At 60.0% G+C, this 23,886-nt stretch carries 14 protein-coding genes; 10 read left to right on the forward strand and 4 right to left on the reverse strand.

What is annotated here, in order from left to right:
• Positions 1-562 precede the first annotated feature (562 nt).
• Complete coding sequence (locus tag GEI7407_RS20395; protein WP_015172900.1) at positions 563-1,891, reverse strand: Ycf66 family protein; 1,329 nt, start codon at positions 1,889-1,891, stop codon at positions 563-565.
• 365 nt (positions 1,892-2,256) lie between these two features.
• Between GEI7407_RS20395 and gndA the strand changes: the two genes are divergently transcribed.
• Positions 2,257-3,666: an NADP-dependent phosphogluconate dehydrogenase gene (gene gndA, locus GEI7407_RS14250; protein ID WP_015172901.1), complete on the forward strand. Its 1,410-nt coding sequence runs from the start codon at positions 2,257-2,259 to the stop codon at positions 3,664-3,666.
• 138 nt (positions 3,667-3,804) lie between these two features.
• Here the strand turns inward: gndA and GEI7407_RS14255 are convergent, their stop codons facing one another.
• The 3 genes from GEI7407_RS14255 to GEI7407_RS14260 all read right to left on the reverse strand — a co-directional run bounded on the left by GEI7407_RS14255 (position 3,805) and on the right by GEI7407_RS14260 (position 6,462).
• A complete protein-coding gene (locus GEI7407_RS14255; RefSeq protein ID WP_015172902.1) occupies positions 3,805-5,574 on the reverse strand; it encodes a bifunctional diguanylate cyclase/phosphodiesterase in 1,770 nt (589 codons plus the stop codon).
• Between the two features lie 62 nt (positions 5,575-5,636).
• A complete protein-coding gene (locus GEI7407_RS21140) occupies positions 5,637-5,825 on the reverse strand; it encodes a hypothetical protein (RefSeq protein WP_150109798.1) in 189 nt (62 codons plus the stop codon).
• 163 nt (positions 5,826-5,988) lie between these two features.
• Positions 5,989-6,462: a pentapeptide repeat-containing protein gene (locus GEI7407_RS14260; protein WP_015172903.1), complete on the reverse strand. Its 474-nt coding sequence runs from the start codon at positions 6,460-6,462 to the stop codon at positions 5,989-5,991.
• Between the two features lie 696 nt (positions 6,463-7,158).
• On the opposite strand from GEI7407_RS14260, the gene GEI7407_RS14265 reads away from it, so the two are divergent.
• The 9 genes from GEI7407_RS14265 (at position 7,159) to GEI7407_RS21145 (ending at position 23,556) form a co-directional block, all read left to right on the forward strand.
• Positions 7,159-8,850 carry a metallophosphoesterase gene (locus tag GEI7407_RS14265; RefSeq protein WP_015172904.1) on the forward strand — a complete coding sequence of 564 codons (1,692 nt, stop codon included), beginning with the start codon at positions 7,159-7,161 and terminating at the stop codon, positions 8,848-8,850.
• Between the two features lie 383 nt (positions 8,851-9,233).
• Positions 9,234-10,601 carry a nicotinate phosphoribosyltransferase gene (locus tag GEI7407_RS14270; RefSeq protein ID WP_015172905.1) on the forward strand — a complete coding sequence of 456 codons (1,368 nt, stop codon included), beginning with the start codon at positions 9,234-9,236 and terminating at the stop codon, positions 10,599-10,601.
• 55 nt (positions 10,602-10,656) lie between these two features.
• Complete coding sequence (locus GEI7407_RS14275; RefSeq protein ID WP_015172906.1) at positions 10,657-11,256, forward strand: nicotinate-nucleotide adenylyltransferase; 600 nt, start codon at positions 10,657-10,659, stop codon at positions 11,254-11,256.
• Positions 11,220-11,966 carry an NrtR DNA-binding winged helix domain-containing protein gene (locus tag GEI7407_RS14280; protein ID WP_015172907.1) on the forward strand — a complete coding sequence of 249 codons (747 nt, stop codon included), beginning with the start codon at positions 11,220-11,222 and terminating at the stop codon, positions 11,964-11,966. Before GEI7407_RS14275 ends, GEI7407_RS14280 begins: the two co-directional genes overlap by 37 nt.
• A 43-nt stretch (positions 11,967-12,009) precedes the next feature.
• Positions 12,010-13,746, forward strand: a complete 1,737-nt coding sequence (locus tag GEI7407_RS14285) for an NAD+ synthase (RefSeq protein ID WP_015172908.1) — start codon at positions 12,010-12,012, stop codon at positions 13,744-13,746.
• A gap of 650 nt (positions 13,747-14,396) precedes the next feature.
• A complete protein-coding gene (locus tag GEI7407_RS14290) occupies positions 14,397-16,115 on the forward strand; it encodes a GGDEF domain-containing response regulator (RefSeq protein ID WP_015172909.1) in 1,719 nt (572 codons plus the stop codon).
• A gap of 241 nt (positions 16,116-16,356) precedes the next feature.
• Positions 16,357-16,617: a MoaD/ThiS family protein gene (locus tag GEI7407_RS14295; RefSeq protein WP_015172910.1), complete on the forward strand. Its 261-nt coding sequence runs from the start codon at positions 16,357-16,359 to the stop codon at positions 16,615-16,617.
• Between the two features lie 397 nt (positions 16,618-17,014).
• Positions 17,015-19,558 carry a calcium-binding protein gene (locus tag GEI7407_RS14300; protein WP_015172911.1) on the forward strand — a complete coding sequence of 848 codons (2,544 nt, stop codon included), beginning with the start codon at positions 17,015-17,017 and terminating at the stop codon, positions 19,556-19,558.
• A gap of 338 nt (positions 19,559-19,896) precedes the next feature.
• On the forward strand, positions 19,897-23,556 hold the full coding sequence (locus tag GEI7407_RS21145; RefSeq protein ID WP_015172912.1) for a calcium-binding protein: 3,660 nt from the start codon (positions 19,897-19,899) through the stop codon (positions 23,554-23,556).
• The last annotated feature ends 330 nt before the right edge of the window (positions 23,557-23,886 follow it).

Below are 23,886 nucleotides of genomic sequence, written 5' to 3' on the forward strand. Positions count from 1 at the left end.
TTATCCGTTACAGACTCCCCCAGCTTCAAGTTTGGCGGGTTTGGCGAAGGAGTTTGGGCTGCCCATAGCAAGCAGGGGGGCGATCGCCCCCCTGTTTAGCTAAAGCAGCAGAAGCCTCACGCCATCATCTTTGATTTGGCGTTGAGATGAATGCGAGCGAGCGAACGACACTCCTCTGACCTATGCCGCAGGCGCGAGGAGGGGAGATGGAGGAAACGAGCAAATCTCTCATGATACAAAACGGGTGAGATAATCAGGCTAAGGGTTTGAGCTAATCGCCGCCCTGAAACTTGAACCTTGACAACCTGGAATAGGGGGTTCTGCCTAGAAACAGACGATTCGTCGTCGCATCTGTGGGCAGGTAAAATTCCAGCAGTACAAAGGAGAGAACAACACTCTTTGTATTGTTCCGGTGCGGTGGGGCATCCCGTATCGTCAATAAAGCTCAGGAAACGCCCGATGGGATACCAGGGGTCACTGAGAAGCCTACGCTGCATACGTCAGTATCAGCGTAGGAGTATGTCACCTTGTATCTGTCGGTTTCTAGAGCGAGCTGCTGGGCCTACTCTAGGCCGCTTTCTTTTTCCTCTTCTTCTTTGCGGCGAGCGGCCTCGACGATGGAGGGATCGGGAGGGTTGGGCCGCTTGAGACGCGGATCGTCCGCGTCTGTAGCGAATTCTTCCGGTTCGGATGCGCTCTCGTCAGCGCGAACCTCGGCTTCGATGGCTTCGGGCTCCGGGGTCCAGGTTTCAACAGGAACCTGAGGCACCGGAGAGACCTCGGTTTCGATGGCTTCGAGGGTCGGCGTCGGCTCGTAGGTCTCGGCTTCAGGGTCGAGGGCCGCAGGGGGCTCGGCGGGAGGCGCATCGAAGGAAGACTCGTCGATGGGCGGCTCGGCGATCGCGTCTGGAGCAGGCTCAAAGGCTTCAGGCGTTTCGGCCCCTTCGGGCAGGTCCGTCACCACCGGGACCACTTCGGGCACGACTGCCTCGGCAGCTTCGGCTCCTTCGATCGGCGTCTCGGGCTCGGGCGGCGCAGAGCGCGCGAAGCTAGGGGGCGTTTCGAGCAGCAGGGTTTCGTCGTCGTGGGTGTCCGTTGCGATCGCCGGTGGCGTCTCCAGATCGTCATCCCAAGAATCGGCGTCATCGTCAGCCTCAGCGGCGATCGGCTCAGCGATCCCTGGAGCGGACCCAGCAGCGGCCGGTTCGTCGCGGTGGAGCGTCAGCATCGGCCGACTGGGCTTTTTGCGAGTGACGGACGCGATGAGGCCTTGCAGCTGACCCTTGAGGCGGGTCACCAGGTCACCGGCGATCGCGCTGGCTGGCTGAGACGAGGAGGAGGGAGCCACCGACGGCTGGGGCACTGAGGCAGGCTCAGCCGGCGCTGCCGCCGGGGATGCGGGCTCTGCGTCCGGCACCTCGGCTTCTCGCGTGGCCTCAGCGGGCGGCACCGACGCAGCAGGCTCGGGCCGGACCGCCTGGACGTCGAGGGTCGGCGTGGTCGACGGGCGACCGGAGGACTGGGAGCCTAGCTGAGGCCCAATCGGGGTTTTGGCCAGGAGGCTGTCAATTTGCGATCGCGCCTGATCCAAGAACGTGGCAGCCGACCAATCCGCCGGCAGGGGCGTCTGGCTTTCCTCCGGCACTAGGCCCCGGCGCAGCCAGAAGGTCTGCCAGGCCAGCCAGCCGAGCAGCGCGACTCCCGCCATCTCGCCCAGCAGCAGCGCTCCCCGAATCTGGCCAGCGCAGGCCCACAGCACCAAGGCATAAAACAGCCCCACTCCACTCCAGATAAAGTCATTTTTGCGATGAACCTCTGGAAAGAAGAAAGCGGCCATGTAGAGCGCGAAGCTGCCTAAACCCACAGCCAACGCCAGGAGATATGCAAGCATCGTCCAGACTCCCTCTCGCGTTTGAAAACTTCCAACTCTTCTATTGAAATCGAATCCCGGCCCTCTGAGCGCTGTCTTTTCAACAATTTTCGCTGCGATCGCCCTCCGCGAAGCCCCAGAAGGCCCCAGAAGACCCCAAGCTTCCAAGGTGCGATCGCCCACCCCGCATCCAGCCAAAACGTGAATATTTTTGAGGATTCATAGCAGTTTCGTTACAAAACCCCTGAATTCTTCAGAGCAAATACTTGCCAAAAATTCAGGAATCCTCGGGAATTAATTTCTTCTTCCAAATCAACTTTGGGGGATCGAGCTAACCTGTAGGTGACTTCACGGTTCCCAGCCCACGCAGAATTAGCAAAGACGTTATGGCACAGCAGAGCTTTGGTCTCATCGGTCTCGCTGTCATGGGAGAAAACCTGGCGCTGAACGTAGAGCGCAACGGCTTCTCGGTGGCAGTGTACAACCGCACGAGCGAAAAGACAGAAGCCTTCATGGCGAATCGGGCGCAAGGCAAAAACATCAAACCCACCTACTCCATCGAAGAGTTCGTCAGCTCCCTAGAGCGGCCTCGGCGCATCCTGATCATGGTGAAGGCTGGCAAGCCCGTCGACGCCGTTATCGACCAGCTCAAGCCCCTTCTTGAGCCCGGCGACATGATCATCGATGGCGGCAACTCCCTCTACGAAGACACCGACCGGCGCGTAGCCGACCTCGAAGCCGCCCAGCTTCAGTTCATCGGCATGGGAGTCAGCGGCGGCGAAGAGGGAGCCCTCAACGGCCCCAGCCTGATGCCCGGCGGCAGCCGAGGCGCCTACGAAACCATCGAGCCCATCGTCCGGAAAATCGCGGCCCAGGTCGACGACGGCCCCTGCGTCACCTACATCGGTCCCAAGGGCGCCGGCCACTACGTCAAGATGGTCCACAACGGCATCGAGTATGGCGACATGCAGCTGATCGCCGAAGCCTACGACCTGCTCAAGAATGCGGCGGGCCTGGATCACACCCAGCTTCATCGGGTCTTTGGCGAATGGAACCAGACCGACGAGCTGAACTCCTTCTTGATCGAGATTACGGCCAATATCTTTAACCACATTGATCCCGACACCCAGCTGCCGCTGGTGGACGTGATCCTAGACCAGGCGGGCCAAAAGGGCACCGGCCGCTGGACCGTCCAGAGCGCCCTCGAGCTGGGCGTGTCGATCCCCACGATCACGGCGGCGGTGAATGCGCGAATCATGTCGGCGATCAAGGGCGAGCGGGTGGCCGCCTCCAAAGTGCTGTCAGGGCCGACGGGCAAGTACGACGGCGACATGTCAGGCTTTGTGGACAAAGTGCGCGACGCCCTCTACTGCTCCAAGATTTGCTCCTATGCCCAAGGCATGGCGCTGATGGGCAAGGCGTCTCAGGAATTCGGCTACGACCTGAACCTGAGCGAGATTGCTCGGATCTGGAAGGGCGGCTGCATCATCCGGGCTGGCTTCCTAGACAAGATCAAGGCAGCTTTCAAGGACGATCCGGCACTGCCGAATCTGCTGCTCGCGCCGGAGTTTCGCCAGACGATTCTCGATCGCCAGGAAGCTTGGCGCGAGGTGTTGGCGGTGGCGGCGCGGCTAGGGATTCCGGTGCCGGCCTTCAGCGCGTCTCTGGACTATTTCGACAGCTATCGCCGCGATCGCCTGCCCCAAAATCTCACCCAGGCCCAGCGCGACTACTTCGGGGCGCATACCTTCGAGCGCACGGACAAGCCTGGCACGTTCCACGCGGAGTGGTTCTAGGCGGTTCTAGGGTGAGGCGATCGCCCTAGAGAAGCTTCTAGAAGCTGCAACTGAGATTTTCCTCCCGACAAACTCCCTAGCTTTCCCCCTTGCTGGTATCAGCGAGGGGATTTTTTAGGGCTAGGGCAGGGAGCGGGATTAGCGGCGCGTTTGGGTTTTGGAGACGGTGCGGTGGGCCTGGTGGCGCTCTTCGATGAAGTCTTGGGCTATGGCCGCATCGAGGGGCGCGGAGAACAGGTAGCCCTGGGCGGCTTCGCAGTTGAGCGATCGCAGCTGAGCGAGCTGCTTGGGGGTTTCGACGCCCTCAGCGATGATGTCCATGCCCAGGTGCCAGGCCAGGGTGACAATGGTGCGCACCAGCTCCAGCTTTTCGCCGTCGCTGTCGATGCTTTTGACAAAGGAGCGATCGATTTTGAGGGTGTCGATGGGCAGCTGGTGCAGGTAGCTCAGGGACGAGTAGCCGGTGCCAAAATCATCAATAGAGAGCTTGATGCCGCGCTCTTGGAGCTTGCGCAGCAGGAGGGCCGCCGATTCGGCGTTGTCCATCAGCACGCTCTCGGTAATTTCGAGCTTGAGGCTGCTGGCGTCAAGCTGGGTTTCTTGCAAAATGGCTTCGATTTGCTCCAGCAGGTCCTGCTGAGAAAACTGGCGGCCCGAGAGATTCACGCTCATCAGGAGCTGGGACTCGGGAAACTGGTCTTGCCAGCGGCGCAGCTGCTGGCAGGCTTCGCGCAGGACCCACTGACCGATGGGGATGATCAGGCCAGTTTCTTCGGCCAGCGGAATAAATTCGGCGGGCGAGATCAGGCCGTGCTGGGGATGGCGCCAGCGCACTAGGGCCTCGAAGCCGACCAGATACTCGTTGCCCAGGGTGACGATGGGCTGATACTGCAAAAACAGCTCCTCCTGGTCGAGGGCGCGTCGCAGGTCGGTTTCGAGGTGCAGCTGGGCGATCGCCCGCACGTGGAGGCTGGGCTCAAACACGACATAGCGCGATCGCCCAGCCTGCTTGGCGCGGCGCATCGCTAGGCCCGCGTCGCGGACGATTTCTTCGAGATTGTGATAGTCGGGGCGGACCATGACGATGCCCACGCTGGCCGTCACAAACAGCTCATGCTCACCCAGGCGCAGGGGCTGGGCCAGCGCTTGCAGAACCTGGGTCGCAGCGTTCGTGGCGTCGGCCACATCCGCGACCTCAGTGAGCAGCAGACCAAACTCATCGCCGCCCAGGCGCGCCACCACGTCGTGGGGCTGGACGCTGTCGATCAGGCGCTGGGCGATCGCCCGCAGCAGATCGTCTCCCAGGCCATAGCCCAGGCTGTCATTGATCACCCGAAAGCGATCGACATCCAGCACTAGCAGGGCGATCGTCTGCCTCTCAGCGGTTCGCAGCAGCCCACAAACGCGGTGCAAAATCTCTAGCAGATGGCGACGATTGGGCAGCCCTGTCAGGGGGTCATGGCGCGCGTCGTAGTGGAGCCTCGCTTCGAGGGTGTCGAGCCGCGCCCGCAGCCGCATCTGCTCCGTCCAGTCCCGCACGATGACGAGCACGAGATCTGATTCTCCAGGCAGCGGCGACCACTCGATTTCGAGGCAGCGCAGGCCGTCTGCCCGCTGCCATTCGTAGCGATCGCAGCCGGCGCTGCAGCCGTTGAGCGCTAGAGCCACCGGGTGATCGTCGAGCAGGGGCTGGCCGAAGCGGCTCAGGGGCAACAGCTCCTGGAGGCGCTGGCCCTCGGGGGCGATCGCCCCAGGCAGCAAATCCCGAAAGGCGGCATTACTCCCCCGCAGCATCCCCGCGCGATCGATCCAGGCGATCGCCTCCCGAGTCCGATCGAGCACCTGCTGAAGCGGCATCAGCGCGGACTCAGAGCAGTCTTGGTGCTCCTGTCGATTTGCACTCTCCATTACCCCAGCCTCGATTCAGAGCGGTAGTTCACCCTTGATCCCTGTGAGATTGCCTCAAACCCTCAAGCGCTTTCCCAAAAATCCGCGATTTTTGAGCCGCCTTTTCCTTCGCTGTGCTCCGCACTGGCCCAGTTTTTGAGATGGAAGCTCAGCAGCGGCGCATCCTGCAACGAAGGCGTCTGCGACGCGATCGCCGTGACTTTGGCTCCGGAGCAGCGCCCGCTGCCGCAGTCAGCACACTGTGTCAACATCAAGGCGATCGCTGGGTTCTTCGGACAACCAACCCTACCGAATTCCAAGATCTTTGACGATGATCTGTGACACAGCGCACCGCCGCCGCCCGACCGGAGTCCAGACTCCGAGCCAACCAAGGGGCGATCGCCGCCAGCAATGATCGATGCAGCCCGCTGGCCCCTATTTTTTGTCTTCTTCTTGTTGGCCCGAGGCCATTTGCCACAGCAGTTTCGGATCTGACGGCTTTGTTTCTGGCGTCTTGCTCGAAATCGTCGTCACTTGGCTAACGCTGCCGTTCGGCAAAATGGTCCGGTCCATTTTGGCCCCTTCCAGGTCGGCCCCCTCAAATCGCGCTTGGAAGAAATAGGCCTCTCGCAGCGTGGCATCCCGCAGCTTGGCCCGCTTGAGATTTGCGCCGCTCAAGATCGCCCCGGTCAGGTCAGCCCCGCTGAGGTCGGCACCGGTCAGGTTCGCTCCCGTCAGATCGGCTCCGCTGAGGTCAGCCTTTGCTAAGTCGGCACTGCTCAAGTCCACCTTGACGAGCTTGCAGTCTCGGCACTGCTTGGTGGAGAGCAGTTGCTTCACCCGATCGTTTTCGCAACCAGCAGCCACCAGCGCCACCGCAAGGGCAACAAACAAGGGAAAGGGTTTCATAGGAATTGCCAATTTTGGGCGTGACCTCTGTGTACTAGGATGCCCGCACTTGGCAGTAGTTTCCTCAGTTTCTTAAGTTTTGGAAACCTGCTGGGGAGATTGTGGGAAAAGCCGAGTCGGCGCAAAGTTTTCTCGACCTGATCTTTGTTTGATTGATTTTGTTTGCGCTGAGGCATAGGACGGACATTGAGGGGCATCCTTAGTAGGGTAAGGATGCCACCGCCAGCCATCAGCAGGAGTGGCAGGGGGTGCGATCGCACGGCAGGGCTGCCCAAGAGGCCCAACTCAGCGCCTCAAAAAGGTGAGGTGAGATTCTCAAAAAAGGACTTGTCTTTGGGGTCCTTTCGTGGCTTAATGGAGCGACCAGCACGCTGAAAAGCGCTCTGAGAGCCAACTTGTCGGCACAAGAAAACCCCAGACTCCGGTGGGAGCGCTGGGGCAGTGATTGAGTCTGTCTGCTTCTATTTTAAAGAAACAAGTGACATTCGCCTGATGCTCATTTGGCTAGATAGGGTGCAGGATTTCGGAAAGTGATGGGCATCAGGCCGCCCTTGGCGCTAATGTGCTGGCGCTAGAACCCTTATTGGGCAACGCATGAAGCGGCTTTTGGGGCAGCGATCGCGGCAAGATCAATCAGCAATTTTGTTGGGATTGATTTTTCTCGGCACGCTGTTTTTCGCATCTGCGGTTTCTTCTATGCCACCTCAGCCGTCTCCGGAGCTTTTGAGCGACCCATTTTTGCAGCTGCCGACCGCCGATGGTGTGCGGGTGGTGTGGTTCACAGAGTTTGAGGGCGAGCGCCACGAAGTCCACTACGGTCCCGATCTCGGGCAGGTTGCGATCGCTCACACCCGCCGCCTCAGCCGCACCCGCGAAGACCAAAATTCTCAGATTTCTGTCCAAAACCTGACCCTGCCTCTCAACGGGCAGCCGGTGCCTCGAGCGATCTGGCGGCATGAGGCGACCATTACGGGCCTGAGGGCGGGGGAGCGGGTACCCTATCGCGTGGTCAGCGTCCACCAAGATGGCCAGACGGCCCGTAGCGAGGTGTTTGCTTTGGGGCCGCTGCCTCGGCCAGAGGCGCCGCTCAAGATTTTGCTCACGTCTGACCACCAGCTCAAGCCGATGACGGCGGCCAACGCGCAGAAGGTAGTGGAAACGGTTGGCCCCGTGGACGCGGTGTGGTTTGCGGGGGATTTGGTGAATGTGCCGGATCGGGCTTCGGAGTGGTTTGACGACCGGCGGGGCAACGCTTTTTTTCCGGTTTTGCAGGGGCGCGCGCACTACTCCGTGGGGGAGGGCGATCGCGCGGTGACCTATCGGGGCGGAGCGCTGATCCAGTCGGCGCCGCTCTACGCGGCGATCGGCAACCACGAGGTGATGGGGCGCTTTAGCGGCGATCGCAGCCTGAATAGCCAGTTTGCCGATCCGGTGCCCCGGGCGATCGCTGCTGCCCAGGCAGAGCCGATGGATTTCGCCGATCCGGCAGAGCGCGATCGCTGGCTTGAAAATCAGTCGTTTAACACCAAAACCTACGAGGAAATTTTTACGCTGCCCCGCAGCCCCTCCGGGGACCAGCGCTACTACGCCGTCACCTTTGGCAGTGTGCGCTTGGTGGTGCTCTACGTGACCCAAATTTGGCGATCGCCCAGCCGCGAGCCCACCATCCGAGGCCGCTACCAGGAGCGCACCCAGGACCTCGAGAACCCGCAGCAGTGGGGCCACGGCCAGCATATCTTTGAGCCGATCAGCGCAGGCAGCCCCCAGTACCGCTGGCTCCAGACCGAGCTCGCCAGCCCAGAGTTTCAGCAGGCCCGCTACAGGGTCGTCATGCTGCACCATCCGCCCCATTCCCTGGGCGAAAACTCGGTGCCGCCCTTCACCGACCCCGTCGCCGTCCGGCAGTACGCCACCGATGGCGCGCTGACGGCGATCCGCTACGAATACCCGCCCGAGCGGGACTACTTGATTCGGGATTTGGTGCCGCTGCTGGAGGAGGCAGGAACCGATCTGGTGTTTTACGGGCACTCCCACCTGTGGAACCGCTTTAGGAGCGATCGCGGCTTGCACTTCCTCGAAACGTCCAATGTCGGTAACTCCTACGGGGCCTATGTGGGCGACCTGCGACGCCCGGTACCGACGGATCACAGCGTCTCCTACGCGGCCACCGGCAACCCCAACGGCCTCGCGCCCGTGATGCCCACGATCGCGCCACTGCTCGACGCCCAGGGCCAGCCCCAGCCCTACATCGCCAGCAACCACATCACGGTTTTCAGCGTCTTCGAGACGGCGACAGGGACAATCAGCAGCTATCGCTTCGACACGCTGCGGCCAGACAGCCCGGTGATCAAGTTTGATGCGTTTTCCCTGGGACGCCCTGCGCCCTAGGGCCGAGCGCCTTCAAAGGGTTTGGGCTGAGCAGACGGGCCAATGCTCCCGTGGTTTGATCACAGCACTGGACCTGGAGTCGGTCGGCAGCAGGCGGCGATCGCGCTAGGATTAGTCACAGCATTTTGGCTTGATAAACCATTAATCACTTGGCTCGAAAGGGCTGAAAAACGGGCGATCGCCGGAAAATCTTAAAAACTGCCGCGATTAATTTGGTTTTTTACGAAAAACCTCTAGCTTAATTTTGGTAAAAAGCACTATAATTGAGCTATCGAGAAGAACCATCACCGGAGCGATCGCTTCGAAGCTCCCTTCTCACAGTGGATCGACCCCGTTCGATTCCTCTGGGTGTCCCGCACGCTCTGTCATTTGGCGAGGCTTCCATGTTAGATCCCGAATTGACGCTGACTCCCGAAAATTACGGTCTGTTGACGGACCTCTACGAGCTCACCATGAGCGCCTGCTACGTGGGCGAAGGGCTCGACCAGCGGCGGGCCAGCTTTGAGCTGTTTACGCGGCAGCTGCCCGAGAACTATGGCTATCTGGTGGCTATGGGCCTGACCCAGGCGCTGGAATATTTGCAGCAGCTCCAGTTTGGCGAGGAGCAGATCGCGGCCTTGCAGGCCACCGGCATTTTTGAGCAGGCGCCAGCAGCCTTTTGGGAGCAGCTCCGAGCGGCCCGCTTTAGCGGGGATGTGTGGGCGGTGCCCGAGGGGAGCGTGGTCTTTGCCAATGAGCCCATGCTGCGCATTGAGGCGCCCCTCTGGCAGGCCCAGCTGGTGGAAACCTACCTGCTGTGTACGCTGAACTATCAAACCCTGGTGGCCACCCGCGCGGCGCGCCTGCGGGATGTGGCAGGCCCCGAGGCGGCGCTGCTGGAGTTTGGGTCGCGGCGGGCCTTTGGTCCCCAAGCGGCGCTGTGGGCGGCGCGAGCGGCGATCGCCGCTGGCCTAGACGCCACGTCCAATGTTTTGGCAGCCCTGAAACTGGGCCACAAACCCAGCGGCACCATGGCCCATTCTCTGGTCATGGCGATCGGGGCTCTAGAGTCCGGTGAGGACGCTGCTTTTGAGGCTTTTCATCGCTACTTTCCGGGCGCTACTTTGCTCATCGACACCTACGACACCGTGGAGGCGGCCCAGCGCCTCGCCCAGCAGCAGCGCCAAGGAAGAACCGTGGTCAACGGGGTCCGCCTCGACTCTGGGGACTTGGTCAGCCTGTCCCAAACCGTGCGATCGCTCCTGCCCGATACCCAGATTTTCGTCAGCGGCGACCTGGACGAGTGGGAGATTCAGCGGCTGCGTCAGCACGGCGCCGCCATCGACGGCTACGGCGTGGGCACCCGCCTGGTGACCGGGCAGCCGGTGAATGGCGTCTACAAGCTGGTGGAAATTGACGGCATTCCGGTCATGAAGGAGTCGCGCCAGAAGCTCACCTACCCTGGCCGCAAGCAGATCTTCCGGCGCTACGACGAAGCCGGCCAGTGGCAGGGCGATCGCCTGGGCCTGAGCACCGAGCTCCCCGCCGCCGCTGAGCAGCCCCTGCTAGAGCCCGTGATGGTTGGTGGCCAGCGCCTCGGCCCCCACGACTCCCTAGAGGCGATCGCCCGCCGCACCGCCGAGAGCGTCGATCGCCTGCCCCAGAGCCTGCGCCAAATCACCGCCCCGGCCACCGCTACCGTCGAGATTTCGGAACCGCTCCAAACCCTGACCCAGCGCACCCAACACCACCGGCAACCGTCCTACACTTAGCAATATCGCTTCATTAATTTTCGTCCCTCTTTTCTGGCAAAACCCTCCCTGAACTATGGTCCACGTCGCCCTTTTTGGTACCAGTGCCGACCCCCCCACCGCCGGTCACCAGGCCATCCTGCGCTGGCTCGCCCGCACCTTCGACCAAGTCGCCGTCTGGGCCTCGGACAACCCATTCAAGTCCCACCAGACGCCCCTCCAGCACCGAGCCGCCATGCTCCAGCTGCTCATCGATGACATCGAGCCGCCCTGCACCAACATCCACTACTACGCCGACCTCAGCCACCCCCGCACCCTGACCACCGTTGAGCACGCGCGCCGCCGCTGGGGCAGCGCTGCCGAGTTCACGCTGGTGATCGGGGCGGACCTCGTGAGCCAGCTGCCCCGCTGGTACCGCATCGACGAGCTGTTCGAGCAAGTGAGCCTTTTGGTGGTTCCCCGACCGGGCTACACCCTCCAGCCTCAGGACATCGAGCAGCTGCGCCGCCTGGGGGCTCGGGTGGCGATCGCCGATCTGAGCGTCCCCAATGTCTCCTCCAGCGCCTACCGAGAAGGCGGAGACCAGGCCATCCTCACGGCCCCTGTCGAAGACTATATTCATCGCGAACAACTCTACGCATGTCAGAACGCGGCTCCAAACAGACGGCAAGCTTGATCAGCAAACCAGCCCTTGCAGACTTCAAGGTGGGCGTGGACAACGTCATCTTCTCGGTGGACACCGCCCAAAATCGGCTGCTGGTGCTGCTGGTCATGCGCCAAGACGAGCCCTACGGCGGCTTCTGGAGCTTGCCCGGCACCCTCGTGCGCCAGGGCGAAACCCTTGAAGCCGCCGCCTACCGCGTCCTGTCGGAAAAAATTCGGGTCCAGAGCCTGTACCTAGAGCAGCTCTACACCTTCGGGGGGCCGGGTCGAGATCCGCGAGAAAGCAGCGACAGCTATGGCGTGCGCTACCTGTCGGTGAGCTACTTTGCCTTGGTCCGCTTTGATGAGGCGGAGCTGATCGCCGACGGGGTCAGCGGCATCGCCTGGTATCCCCTGGCCCAGGTGCCCCAGCTTGCCTTTGACCACAACCGCATCTTGGAATACGGCTACGAGCGCCTGCGCAACAAGCTAGAATACAGCCCCGTCGCCTTTGAGGTGCTGCCGGAGCAGTTTACCCTGGGCGACCTCTACCAGCTGTACACCACGGTTTTGGGCGAAAATTTCTCGGACTACTCCAATTTTCGCGCTCGCCTTCTCAAGCTGGGCTTTTTGGCGGATACAGGCTCGAAGGTGACGCGAGGCGCGGGCCGGCCCGCCAGCCTCTACCGCTTTGATCCGGAGGCCTTTGCGCCGCTCAAAGACAAGCCCCTGGTGTTTATCTAGCCTCTAGATCGCCCTGTTTCTTCACCCCCCTCCCTCACCCACAATGAACGCTGCCTCTGCACCGCTTTTGATTGGCATTGCGCAACTCAACCCCACCATTGGCGACCTCGACGGCAATCAGGCCCAGATTTTGGCGGCGGCCCGGGCAGCAGCGGCCCAGGGTGCCCGGCTGCTGCTGACGCCGGAGCTGTCTTTGTGCGGGTATCCGCCGCGAGATTTGCTGATGAATCCGGGGTTTTTGGCGCGGATGGACGAGGCTCTGGAGGCGCTGGCCGCTGAGCTGCCCCCGGAGATCACGGTGCTGGTGGGCACAGCTCGACCCAATCCCCGCGCCCAGGACAAGGGCGGCAAGCCGGTCTTCAACAGCATGGCCCTGCTGCACGGAGGGACGGTTCAGACGTATTTTCACAAGCGGCTGCTGCCGACCTATGACGTTTTCGATGAGCAGCGCTACTTTGAGCCGGGCTTGCAGAGCAACTTTTTCCAGCTGGGTGATTTGCGCATTGGGGTCACGATCTGCGAGGACCTGTGGAATGATGAGGAGTTTTGGGGGCGGCGCAGCTACCCGGTCAACCCGATCGCGGACCTGGCTCAGCAGTCGGTGGACTTGATCGTGAATCTGTCGGCGTCGCCCTACACGGTGGGCAAGCAGCGCCTGCGCGAGGCCATGCTGCGCCACAGCGCCTGTCGGTATCGCCAGCCAGTGGTGTATGTCAATCAGGTGGGCGGCAATGATGATTTGATTTTTGATGGCAACAGCGTGGCGGTGAATCGGCAGGGAGACGTCGTGTGCCGCGCCCGGAGCTTTGGGGCGGATTTGCAAATCCTGGCCTACGATCGCGACCAGCACGACTGGAAGCCGGGGGCGATCGCCCCTTTGCCGGAGACGGAGGACGAGGAAATCTGGTCGGCGCTAGTGCTGGGGGTGGGCGACTACGCCCGCAAGTGCGGCTTTTCAAACGTGGTGATCGGCCTGAGCGGCGGTATCGATTCGACCCTGGTGGCGGCGATCGCCGCCGAAGCCCTCGGTCCCCAGAATGTCCTCGGCGTGCTGATGCCGTCGCCCTACACCTCCGAAGCATCCATTGCCGACGCCCTCGATCTGGCCCAGCGCCTCGGCATCCCCACTCAGATGCTGCCCATCGCGCCGCTGATGAGCGACTATGACCAGGTTCTAGCGCCGCTGTTTGGCGATCGCCCGCCGGATATCACGGAGGAAAACATCCAGTCGCGGATTCGCGGCAACCTGCTAATGGCGATCGCCAACAAGTTTGGCCACCTGCTGCTCTCCACCGGCAACAAATCCGAAATGGCCGTGGGCTACTGCACCCTGTACGGCGATATGAATGGCGGCCTAGCGGCGATCGCCGACGTCCCCAAGACCCGCGTTTACTCCCTGTGCTACTGGCGCAACACCGTCCAGCGGTGCCTCGGCAACAGCTCAACGCCCCTCGGCGACGTGATCCCCAGCCGCGTCCTCACCAAAGCGCCCAGCGCCGAGCTCAAGCCCGACCAGCGGGACCAAGACTCGCTGCCTGACTACGAGATCCTCGATGACATCCTCCATCGCCTCATCCATCAGCATCAAGGAATCGACGACATCATTGGCGCAGGCCACGACGCAGCCACTGTGCAGCGCGTTCTACAGCTGGTATCGCGCGCCGAATTCAAGCGCCGACAAGCGCCGCCGGGCCTGAAAATCACCGATCGCGCCTTTGGAACAGGCTGGCGAATGCCGGTGGCAGGGCGCTGGCCTATGGCAACCATTCGAAAAAAATAAAGACAAGTTGAAGAATCCCTGAGATTTCCTTACCGGCGTAGGTTTTCTGCGGAATCTGCGAGGGTTTGCCGATGTCAGGCTTCAGTTTTATCCGTAAAGTTGGCAATTGAATGGGCTTTTGGAATGGGTCATGATGAGCGACAGAAGCCCCGCTTTTCACTTTGTCTTTGAGCGGCGATCGCCTTGCGCAGGCTGTCCTCTGCGCTGGGGATCTTGCTGCCTACCCAAACGCTCTGAGGATTTTTTGACGTTTTTTGCAGCGCCCTTATGGGCAATTTTCTATTGACACCTTTTAATCAGCGATACTCTGTTGTTTTAGATACATTGAACAACTGAAAAGCTCAGATTATGGTCTTGATCCCCTTTTTAAACTGCACTTAGTCAGGGCTTACTCCATTCGGGCCTATCAAGGACAGTCTTCGCCATCGGGTCTGTACTATCCGGTTCGTTTGCCAAAAGCGGGGCGATCGCTCAGCCATCCTCAGCCCCCCAAAAGCATCGCAGCGGCGCGGACTGCCCTGATGCTTTTCTTGAAAATGAAGCCTTTGTGTTCGTCCTGTCCACCTAATTTTTAGGCCCCACGTGAAACGCCCTCTCCGCGCAATGCCCCTATGCCTTATGGGCGGCGATCGGACTATTAGGTTAGCCTTATGACCAAAATTCTCGTGATCGAAGATGAACAGGACGTTCGAGACAACGTTCTAGAGCTCCTAGAAGCAGAGGGGTTTGACGTTCTGGGTGCAGCGAATGGGCAAATGGGCGTCCAGATTGCCTTTCAGGAGTCGCCGGACCTGATCCTTTGCGATGTGATCATGCCGCACCTAGATGGCTATGGCGTACTTGAAGTCTTGCGGCGCAACGCTTCGACCGCCACGATTCCGTTCATTTTTATGACGGCCAAGGCTGACATGGCGGATCTGCGCCTGGGTATGGAGCTGGGTGCCGATGACTACCTGACCAAACCCTGCACACCCAAAGAGCTTCTCCGGGCGATCGCCGTTCGGCTCCGCAAGCAGGAGATGCTGGCCGAGCGCTATGGCACGCAGCTACGGCAGGCGGAGGAGCGGCTCAATCACCTGGTCTACTACGATAGCCTGACTAACCTCCCCAATCGGCTCTTGCTACAGGAACACTTTGAGCAAGTTGCTTCACCCCTCTGCGACCAGCGAATCGGGATTATGGTGATTGGGCTCGATCGCCTGAGCCGCATCAATGAAACGCTGGGCCACAGCTGCGGCGATCTGCTCATCAAGGCCGTGGGCGATCGCCTCGCCTCCCACCTCGAAAGCAGCGCCATCCTGGGGCACCTCACCGCCGACAAGTTCGCTATCTTGCTACAGCGCGATCGCCCCAGCACCGAAGCCCTCGCCAAAGACCTAGTCGATGCCACCGCCAAACCTTTTTTCATCGGCAACCGCGAACTCTTCATCACCAGCAGCATCGGTATCGCGTTTTACTCCCAGCACGGCGCTCAGCTCGACAACCTCATCCAGTGCGCCAACGCCGCCATGAATCAGGTCAAGCAGCGGGGCGGCGACGGCTGGGAGATTTACCAGCCGGGGATGAATGCTCGATCCTTTAGTGACTTCATGCTGGAAACGGATCTGCGCTACGCCCTCGAGCGCGACCAGTTCGAGGTGTATTACCAGCCGAGGGTGAATCTGCGGACCGGCCAGGTCGTGGGAGCAGAGGCTCTGCTGCGCTGGCCCCATCCGGACTACGGCTTTGTTTCGCCCACCCAGTTTATTCCGCTGGCCGAGGCAAATGGCCTGATCGTCCCCATTGGCGAGTGGGTGCTCCAAACGGTGTGTCAGCAGGCCAGGCGCTGGCAGGATGCTGGATACCCGCCGCTGCAGCTAGCGGTCAATCTCTCGGGACGCCAGCTCAGCGAAGCGGGCCTGTGCCAGCGTATTGACCACATTATTCGCCAAGCCGACATCGCACCGGAGTATCTGGAGCTGGAGCTGACCGAAAGCATCATTGTGCAGGATGTGGAGGCGACGCTGGCTAAGCTCAATCAGCTCACGGACCTGGGCCTCCAGATTTCGATCGATGATTTTGGGACGGGCTATTCGTCTTTGAACTATCTCAAAGAGTTTTCGTTTCACTGCCTCAAGATCGACCGGTGCTTTGTCCGGGGCATTGCGTCTGACAGCAAGAACAGCGCGATCGCGATCGCCATTATTCAGATGGCCCACGGTCTGGATTTGCGGGTGGTCGCCGAAGGGGTGGAAACGGAGGCAGAGCGCGCCTTTCTGCATCAGCATCACTGCGATGAAATGCAGGGCTACCTGGTCAGCAAGCCCCTGTCAGCCGAGCAGTTTGAGACCGCTTTTCGGAAAATGCACCTGATGCACGAAGCGTCGTGAGACCGAGATTAGCCAAATCGCAAAACCAAGACGCAACGTTGGGCAGCCCCAAACGTTAGGTAAAAATTTTTAGAAGAAATTTTGAAGAACCTCTAGGGGCCATCGAGCGGCGCCCACAAAAGAGATTTTAGGCGCGATCGCCCAGCACCAGACATAGGACAATTGGAAAGCCAAGCCAGAGCCTCATCCTTCTGGCCAGCCACCGGCCGCTCATCTTGCGATCGCCCCTTTCTCAGTCACCATGTCCCAAGAAATCATTCAAGTCACGGTCAAACTCTTCGCTGCTTACCAGGAAGCCTACGGCGTTCCTGAGCTAACCCTCGAGTTTCCCGCTGGCACGCCAGTGGCTGCGGTGCGCGATCGCCTGTTGCAGGCCCACCCCGAGCTGGCCCAGTGGCGCGACGTGACCCGATTTGGCATCAACTACCAGTTTGTGGACGCAGACACGCCGCTGCAAGCTGGCGACGAAGTCGTCCTGATTCCCCCTGTTAGCGGCGGCTAGAGGCCTGTGCCCGCGATCGCCCTCGGAACTTTAGGAAGCCTAATCACTGGGCTTTTGATCCTTCGTTTTTAGTTATTATTCTTGAGTTAAAAATATTTTTAATCTCAACTTTACGAATTTATTTAAAAGCTTCACAAACTATCTCTTGAATTCTCCGTACTTGATTTCTAGGTAAATCAATTCTTTTCAGGGTTAATCAAAAAGAATCCGCAAGAAAATTCAGAGTTTTTCCGCAAATGATTTCGGCCTAGGTGAATCCCTCATCCAGGTAATCCCTTAGGACATACGGTTACGAAATAGCGCAAAAGCTTCTTGCGTTAACCCCTTTCGTAATCGGTGATGCCAAAGGTTTTGCTGCGCATTTCTTGCGAGACCTACGACCAGAAGGAGAGACCAAATGGCTACTATTGTTGGAACAATCGGTAATGACACTCGCCTTGGCACTAGTTTTACCGATTTTATTTATGGCCGAGGGGGCAGCGATAGCCTGTTTGGCCTAGCTGGCAATGACGTCATTTATGGCGATCGCCGTCCTCCCTTTTCTCCCTATAATTCACTGCTGGTTTATAACGGAATTTCAGGCAACGATAGCCTCTATGGCGGCAGTGGCCTGGATATTTTGTATGGAGATGAGGGCAACGATTATCTAGATGGTGGCACCGAAGCAGACACCATGTACGGCGGCGTCGGCAACGATACTTATGTGGTTGATAACGTCGGCGATCGCGTTTTTGAGTTCCTTAATCAGGGGATAGATACGGTCCGCTCATCGATTAGCTATACCCTGGGCAGCAACCTCGAAAATTTGACCCTGCTAGGCGCCGCGATCACTGGCAATGGTAATAGCCTCAACAACGTTATTTTGGGTAATGCTGTTAGCAATACCCTGCGGGGTTATGAGGGCAATGACCTAATTTATGGCTTTGGCGGAAACGATTTTATCGATGGCGGTACCGGTGCAGACACTATGTACGGCGGCACCGAAAATGACATCTACTATGTTGATAACGTTGGCGATCGCGTTTTTGAATTTTTGAATCAGGGGACTGACACGGTTCGCTCTACCATTGGCTACTCTCTGACGGATAATGTCGAGAACCTTGAGCTCTACGGCACCGCGGTCAACGGCACCGGCAACGCCCTCAACAACCGCATCACCGGCAACGCTTCTAGCAATGTCCTGCGCGGCTTGGCGGGCAACGACGTGATGTTCGGCCTCGGCGGCAATGACATCATGGACGGCGGCGTGGGCGTCGATACGATGTACGGCGGCCTCAACAACGATGTCTATTACGTCGACACCGTGGGCGATCGCACCATTGAGTACGCGGGCCAGGGCACCGATCGCACCATCGCCAGCATCAGCCACACCCTCGAAGTCAACGTCGAGAATCTGACCCTGACGGGCTCCGCCTACTACGGCATCGGCAACACCCTCAACAACATCATCGTCGGCAACAGCACCAGCAACTTCATTAATGGGGCGGCGGGCGCAGACACCATGTACGGTGGCATTGGAAATGACATTTACTACGTCGATAACGTGGGCGATCGCACCATTGAGTACGTAGGCCAGGGCATCGACACCGTTCGCTCCACCATCAGCCACACCCTCGAGGCCAACATCGAGAACCTCGAGCTCTACGGCACCGCCATCGTCGGCAACGGCAACGCCCTCAGCAACCGCATCACCGGCAATGGTCTCAGCAACACCCTGCGAGGTTATGTTGGCAACGACCTGATGTACGGCCTCGGCGGCAACGACGTCATGGATGGAGGCACCGGCATCGACACCATGTACGGCGGCATTGGAAATGATCTCTACTACGTCGATAGCATGGGCGATCGCACCATTGAGTACGCCGGCCAAGGCGTCGACCGAGTCATCTCCAGCGTCAATCACACCCTCGAAGTCAACGTCGAGAACCTGACCTTGACCGGTACTGCCATCAGCGGCACCGGCAACACCCTCAACAACGTCATCGTTGGTAACAGCGTCAGCAACTTCATCAATGGTGCGGCGGGCGCAGACACCATGTACGGTGGCCTCGGCAATGACATTTACTACGTCGATAACGTGGGCGATCGCACCATTGAGTACGCTGGCCAAGGCACCGACACCGTCCGTGCCACCATCAGCCACACCCTCGAAGCCAACGTTGAGAACCTCGAGCTCTACGGCGCCGCGGTCGTCGGTAACGGCAACGCCCTCAGCAACCGCATCACCGGCAATGCCCTCAACAACACCCTGCGGGGTTATGCTGGCGACGACCTGATGTATGGCCTCGGCGGCAACGACGTCATGGACGGAGGCGTGGGCGTCGACACTATGTACGGCGGCCTCGGCAATGATGTCTACTATGTCGATAACGTGGGCGATCGCACCATTGAGTACGCAGGCCAAGGCACCGACACCGTTGTCTCCAGCATCAGCCACAGCCTGGGCGTTCATGTTGAGAACCTGATTCTGACCGGCACTGCCTACTACGGCATCGGCAACACGCTCAACAACAGCATCACCGGCAACAGCGCCAGCAACTTCCTGGTAGGTGGGGAAGGCAGCGACAGCCTCACCGGCGGCCTGGGCAACGACACCCTGCGAGGCGTCAACGCCGCAGAAGCAGCGCCGGGCGTGGGCGAGCTCGATCGCCTAACTGGTGGCGGCGGCAGCGATCGCTTCGAGCTCGGCACCGTCGGCAAGAAGTACTACGACGGCGGCGCCGTGGGCAGCGACTACGCCATCATCACCGACTTCGAGTTCAACGGCACCGACAAGATCCAGCTCCAAGGCTCCAACACCCAGTACACCTTGGGCGCCATCGGCACGGGCACCGGCATCTACATCGAGCGTGGCCTCAACGACGAGCTGATCGGCATCGTCGAAAACGTGAGCGTTGCGAACCTCAACCTCAATAACGCTAACCAGTTCGTCTACGTCTAGTTTCGTCCCCTTCTCAAGCGGCGATCGCGTTCACCGATTGATCTCAGGCACACGGCACCTTTAACCCTCTCACTGCAAGGGCTATTCCTCCCAAGGGCTAGCCCTTTTTCATTGATTTTTCTTTGGATCGGGATATTAAAACTTTAGATTGCGAATTGTCCCAAGGACGACTCCAGCCGCCTATCTTTTTGCGTAACCCAGCGGAATTTTCGTGAATTCCCATCCAGCAAATCTCGGCGGGGTCACCCCCAAATGCTTCGTTCTGGCGATCGCCGGGTCAACCGAGATCTCTGTCTTGCTGCTGTGTATATTCGCAAATCGCCCAAGGAAAACACCTGATGGCCGGCACATTTGGAAATGACACTCTGTTTGGAACCAACAACAACGACATCCTGGAGGGCTTTGGCGGCAACGATCTGCTGTACGGGCTCGGCGGAAATGACGTCCTCTACGGCGACGGCGACAACGATGATCTGTACGGAGGGTCCGGGGATGACACGCTCTACGGCAGCTTTGGCGCTGACTATCTGAGCGGCGGCTCGGGCAACGACGCGCTGTCCGGGGGCTCCGAAAATGACCTGCTCGACGGCTGGGACGGCAACGACTGGCTAGACGGGGGCACCGGCGCCGATACGATGTATGGCGGCCTCGGCAACGACACCTACGTCGTGGAGAACGCGGGCGATCGCCCCCTAGAAGCCGCCAATGCAGGCACCGACACCGTCCGCGCCAGCATCAACTACACCCTCGGCGACCACCTCGAAAACCTGACCCTGCTCGGTGCGGCAACGCTGGGGATTGGCAACAGCCTCAGCAACGTCCTCCTGGGCAACAACCTCAACAACGTCTTCTATGGCCAAGCCGGCAATGACTTCCTGCTGGGCCTCGAAGGCAACGACGTCCTCGACGGGGGCGTCGGCGCAGACTCGATGTACGGCGGCGTTGGCGACGATGTGTACATCGTTGACAACGTGGGGGACGGCGTCTTTGAGAACCCGGGCCAGGGCACCGACACCGTCCGGTCCCTCGTCAACTACAGCCTCACCAGCAACGTCGAGCACCTGGAGCTCTACAGCACGGCCACCAGCGGCATCGGCAACGACCTCAACAACATCATCATCGGCAACAGCGCCAACAACGTGCTGCAAGGCCTAGCCGGTAACGACATTCTCAATGGCGGCGTCGGCGCAGACTCGATGTATGGCGGCCTCGGCAATGACTCCTACATCGTTGACAATGCGGGCGATCGCGTTTTTGAGGGCCTCGGCCAGGGCACCGACACCGTCCGCGCCTTCGTCAACTACACCCTCGGCGACCACCTGGAAAATCTCCTGCTGGTTGGCACCGCCGCGATCGCCCAGGGCAACAGCCTCAACAACCTCCTCAACGGCAACGCCACGAACAATCGCCTATCGGGATTAGGAGGCAACGACATCCTGGTCGCGCTGGACGGCAACGACGTCCTAGACGGGGGTGTCGGCGCAGACTCGATGTACGGCGGCGTTGGGGACGACTTCTACATTGTTGACAACGTGGGCGATCGCGTTTTTGAGGGCCTCGGCCAGGGCACGGACACCGTCCGCGCCTTCATCAACTACACCCTCGAAGCCAACGTCGAGAACCTCGAGCTGTATGCCCCCGCCAGCAATGGTCTGGGCAATGATCTCAACAACCGGATCACCGGCAACGCCCTCAACAATATCCTCTCTGGCCTCGCGGGCAACGACCTCCTCTACGGCCTAGCTGGCGACGACGCCTTGAATGGGGGGCTGGGCGCTGATTTCATGGACGGGGGGCTGGGCAATGACACCTACACTGTCGACAATGCGGGCGATCGCGTGATCGAGGCCATCGGCAGCGGCACCGACACCGTCCGCTCCTCCATTAACTATGCCCTCGCCGACAACGTCGAAAATCTGACGCTCTTGGATACGGCCCTGGTCGGGACCGGCAACGCCCTCAACAACTACATCTTTGGCCACAACGGCAACAACACCCTGCGCGGCCTGGCCGGGAACGACTGGTTTTCGGCTCTGGGAGGCAACGACTTCATCGACGGCGGACTCGGCGCAGACACGATGTACGGCGGCCTCGGCAACGACATCTATGTCGTGGATAACCTGGGCGATCGCCCCCTAGAATCCGCCAACGCAGGCACCGATACCGTCTACGCCTACCTCAACTACGCCCTGGGCAACCACCTCGAAAACCTCGTCCTCTATGGCTCCGCCATCATCGGCGACGGCAACACCCTCAACAACCGCATCGTCGGCAACGCCCTCAACAACACCCTGCGCGGGTTCGTCGGCAACGACACCATCTTTGGCGAAGGCGGCAACGACTTCATCGATGGGGGCCTCGGCACAGACATCCTGTACGGCGGCCTCGGCAACGATCTCTACTACGTCGACAACGTGGGCGATCGCGTTGTAGAGAGCCTCAACAGCGGCACCGACACCGTCCGCGCCTCGATCAACCATGTCCTCGCAGCCAATGTCGAGAACCTCGTTCTCTACGGCACCGCCGCCCTCGGCAGCGGCAACACCCTCAACAACAGCATCACCGGCAGTGACCTCAACAACACCCTGCGGGGCCTCGGCGGCAATGACACCCTCCGAGCCCTCGCTGGCAACGATACCCTCGACGGCGGCCTGGGCATCGATACGATGTTTGGCGGCCTGGGCAACGACTTTTACTTTGTTGATACCGTAGGCGATCGCGTTTTGGAGCTCCTAGACGGCGGCACCGACACCGTCCGCGCCTTCATCAACTACACCCTCGAAACCCACGTCGAAAATCTACAGCTCCACGGCACCGCCACCGTCGGCAACGGCAACGCCCTCAACAACATCATCACCGGCAACGCCTTCAACAACACCCTGCGGGGCTATGACGGCGCCGACATCCTCTTTGGTGACAGCGGCAACGACATCCTAGAGGGCAGCATCGGCAACGACACGCTGAGTGGCGGCCTCGGCAGCGACACCCTGATCGGCGGCGCCGACAACGACCTCTACATCGTGGATGATGTGGGCGATCGCGTGGTCGAAGCCCTGGGCCAAGGCACAACGGACACCGTGCGCGCCAGCATCAACTACACCCTGGGCAGCAACGTCGAGAATCTGGAGCTCACCGGGGCGATCGCCACCCTCGGCAACGGCAACGACCTTAGTAACCGCATCGTCGGCAACGCCCTCAACAACACCCTGCAAGGCCTCGGCGGCAATGACTCTCTGTTTGGCCTCGCTGGCAACGACACCCTCAACGGCGGCCTGGGCAATGACACCCTCGATGGCGGTCTGGGCGCTGACTCCCTGATCGGTGGCGCGGGCGACGACCTCTACTACCTCGACAACGATGGCGATGTAGTGGTCGAGGCCGCTGATGCAGGCAACGATACCGTGCGATCGACCGTCAACCACAGCCTGAGCAGCAACGTCGAAAATCTCATTCTCATCGGCACCACCGCCACCCTCGGCAGCGGCAACGCCCTCAACAACAGCATCACAGGCAACCTCCGCGACAACACGCTTCGCGGCTTCGCGGGTCGCGACACCCTCGACGGCGGCGACGGCCAGGACTTCCTCTTCGGCGGCTTGGATAACGACTGGCTCACCGGCGGCAGCGGAGACGATTCGCTCCAGGGAGCCGACGAAACCGGCGCAGGAGTCGGTGAACTGGATCGGCTCACCGGCGGCGCGGGCAGCGATCGCTTTTACCTCGGCAACATCGGCGTGAAGTACTACGACGACGGCAGCAGCGCCGATGAGTTCGACACCACGGACACCGACTACGCGATCGTTGCCGACTTCGAGTTCAGCGGCACCGACAAGATCCAGCTCCAAGGCGTCGCCACCGACTACACCCTCAAGACCCTAGGCCCCGGCACTGGCCTCTACCTAGAGCGCGGCTCCAACGACGAGCTGGTCGCCATCTTGGACAATGTCAGCATCACCAACCTTGATCTAACCAACAGCAACCAGTTCGTCTACGTCTAGGGTTTCTCCCCTATCGCGAAATCCTCAGTTCAAGGGAGTTTTCGGGCGATCGCGTTGGCGATCGCCTTTTTTCTACGAGAAAATCAGCGGAATTTTTTAAGAAATTTTGAGGCGCAGGACACAGCCAGGAGCTGATCGGCCCCCAAAGTCAAAATTCTCCCGAGGAAACCAAAGGCTGCGATCGCCTGCCAGCAAGGGTTTCAGCGATTGGAGCGATTTGAATCAATAAATCCCGACTAAAAAAATCGGGTTTATTTGACGGCCCGATTTGCCCGTGCTACCATCCGCTAAGCATTGGACCCAAGACCGCTTTTTCTCCCCGCTTCAGGA

It is taken from the genome of Geitlerinema sp. PCC 7407, from assembly GCF_000317045.1.
In the GTDB taxonomy this organism is placed as follows: Bacteria; Cyanobacteriota; Cyanobacteriia; order PCC-7407; family PCC-7407; genus PCC-7407.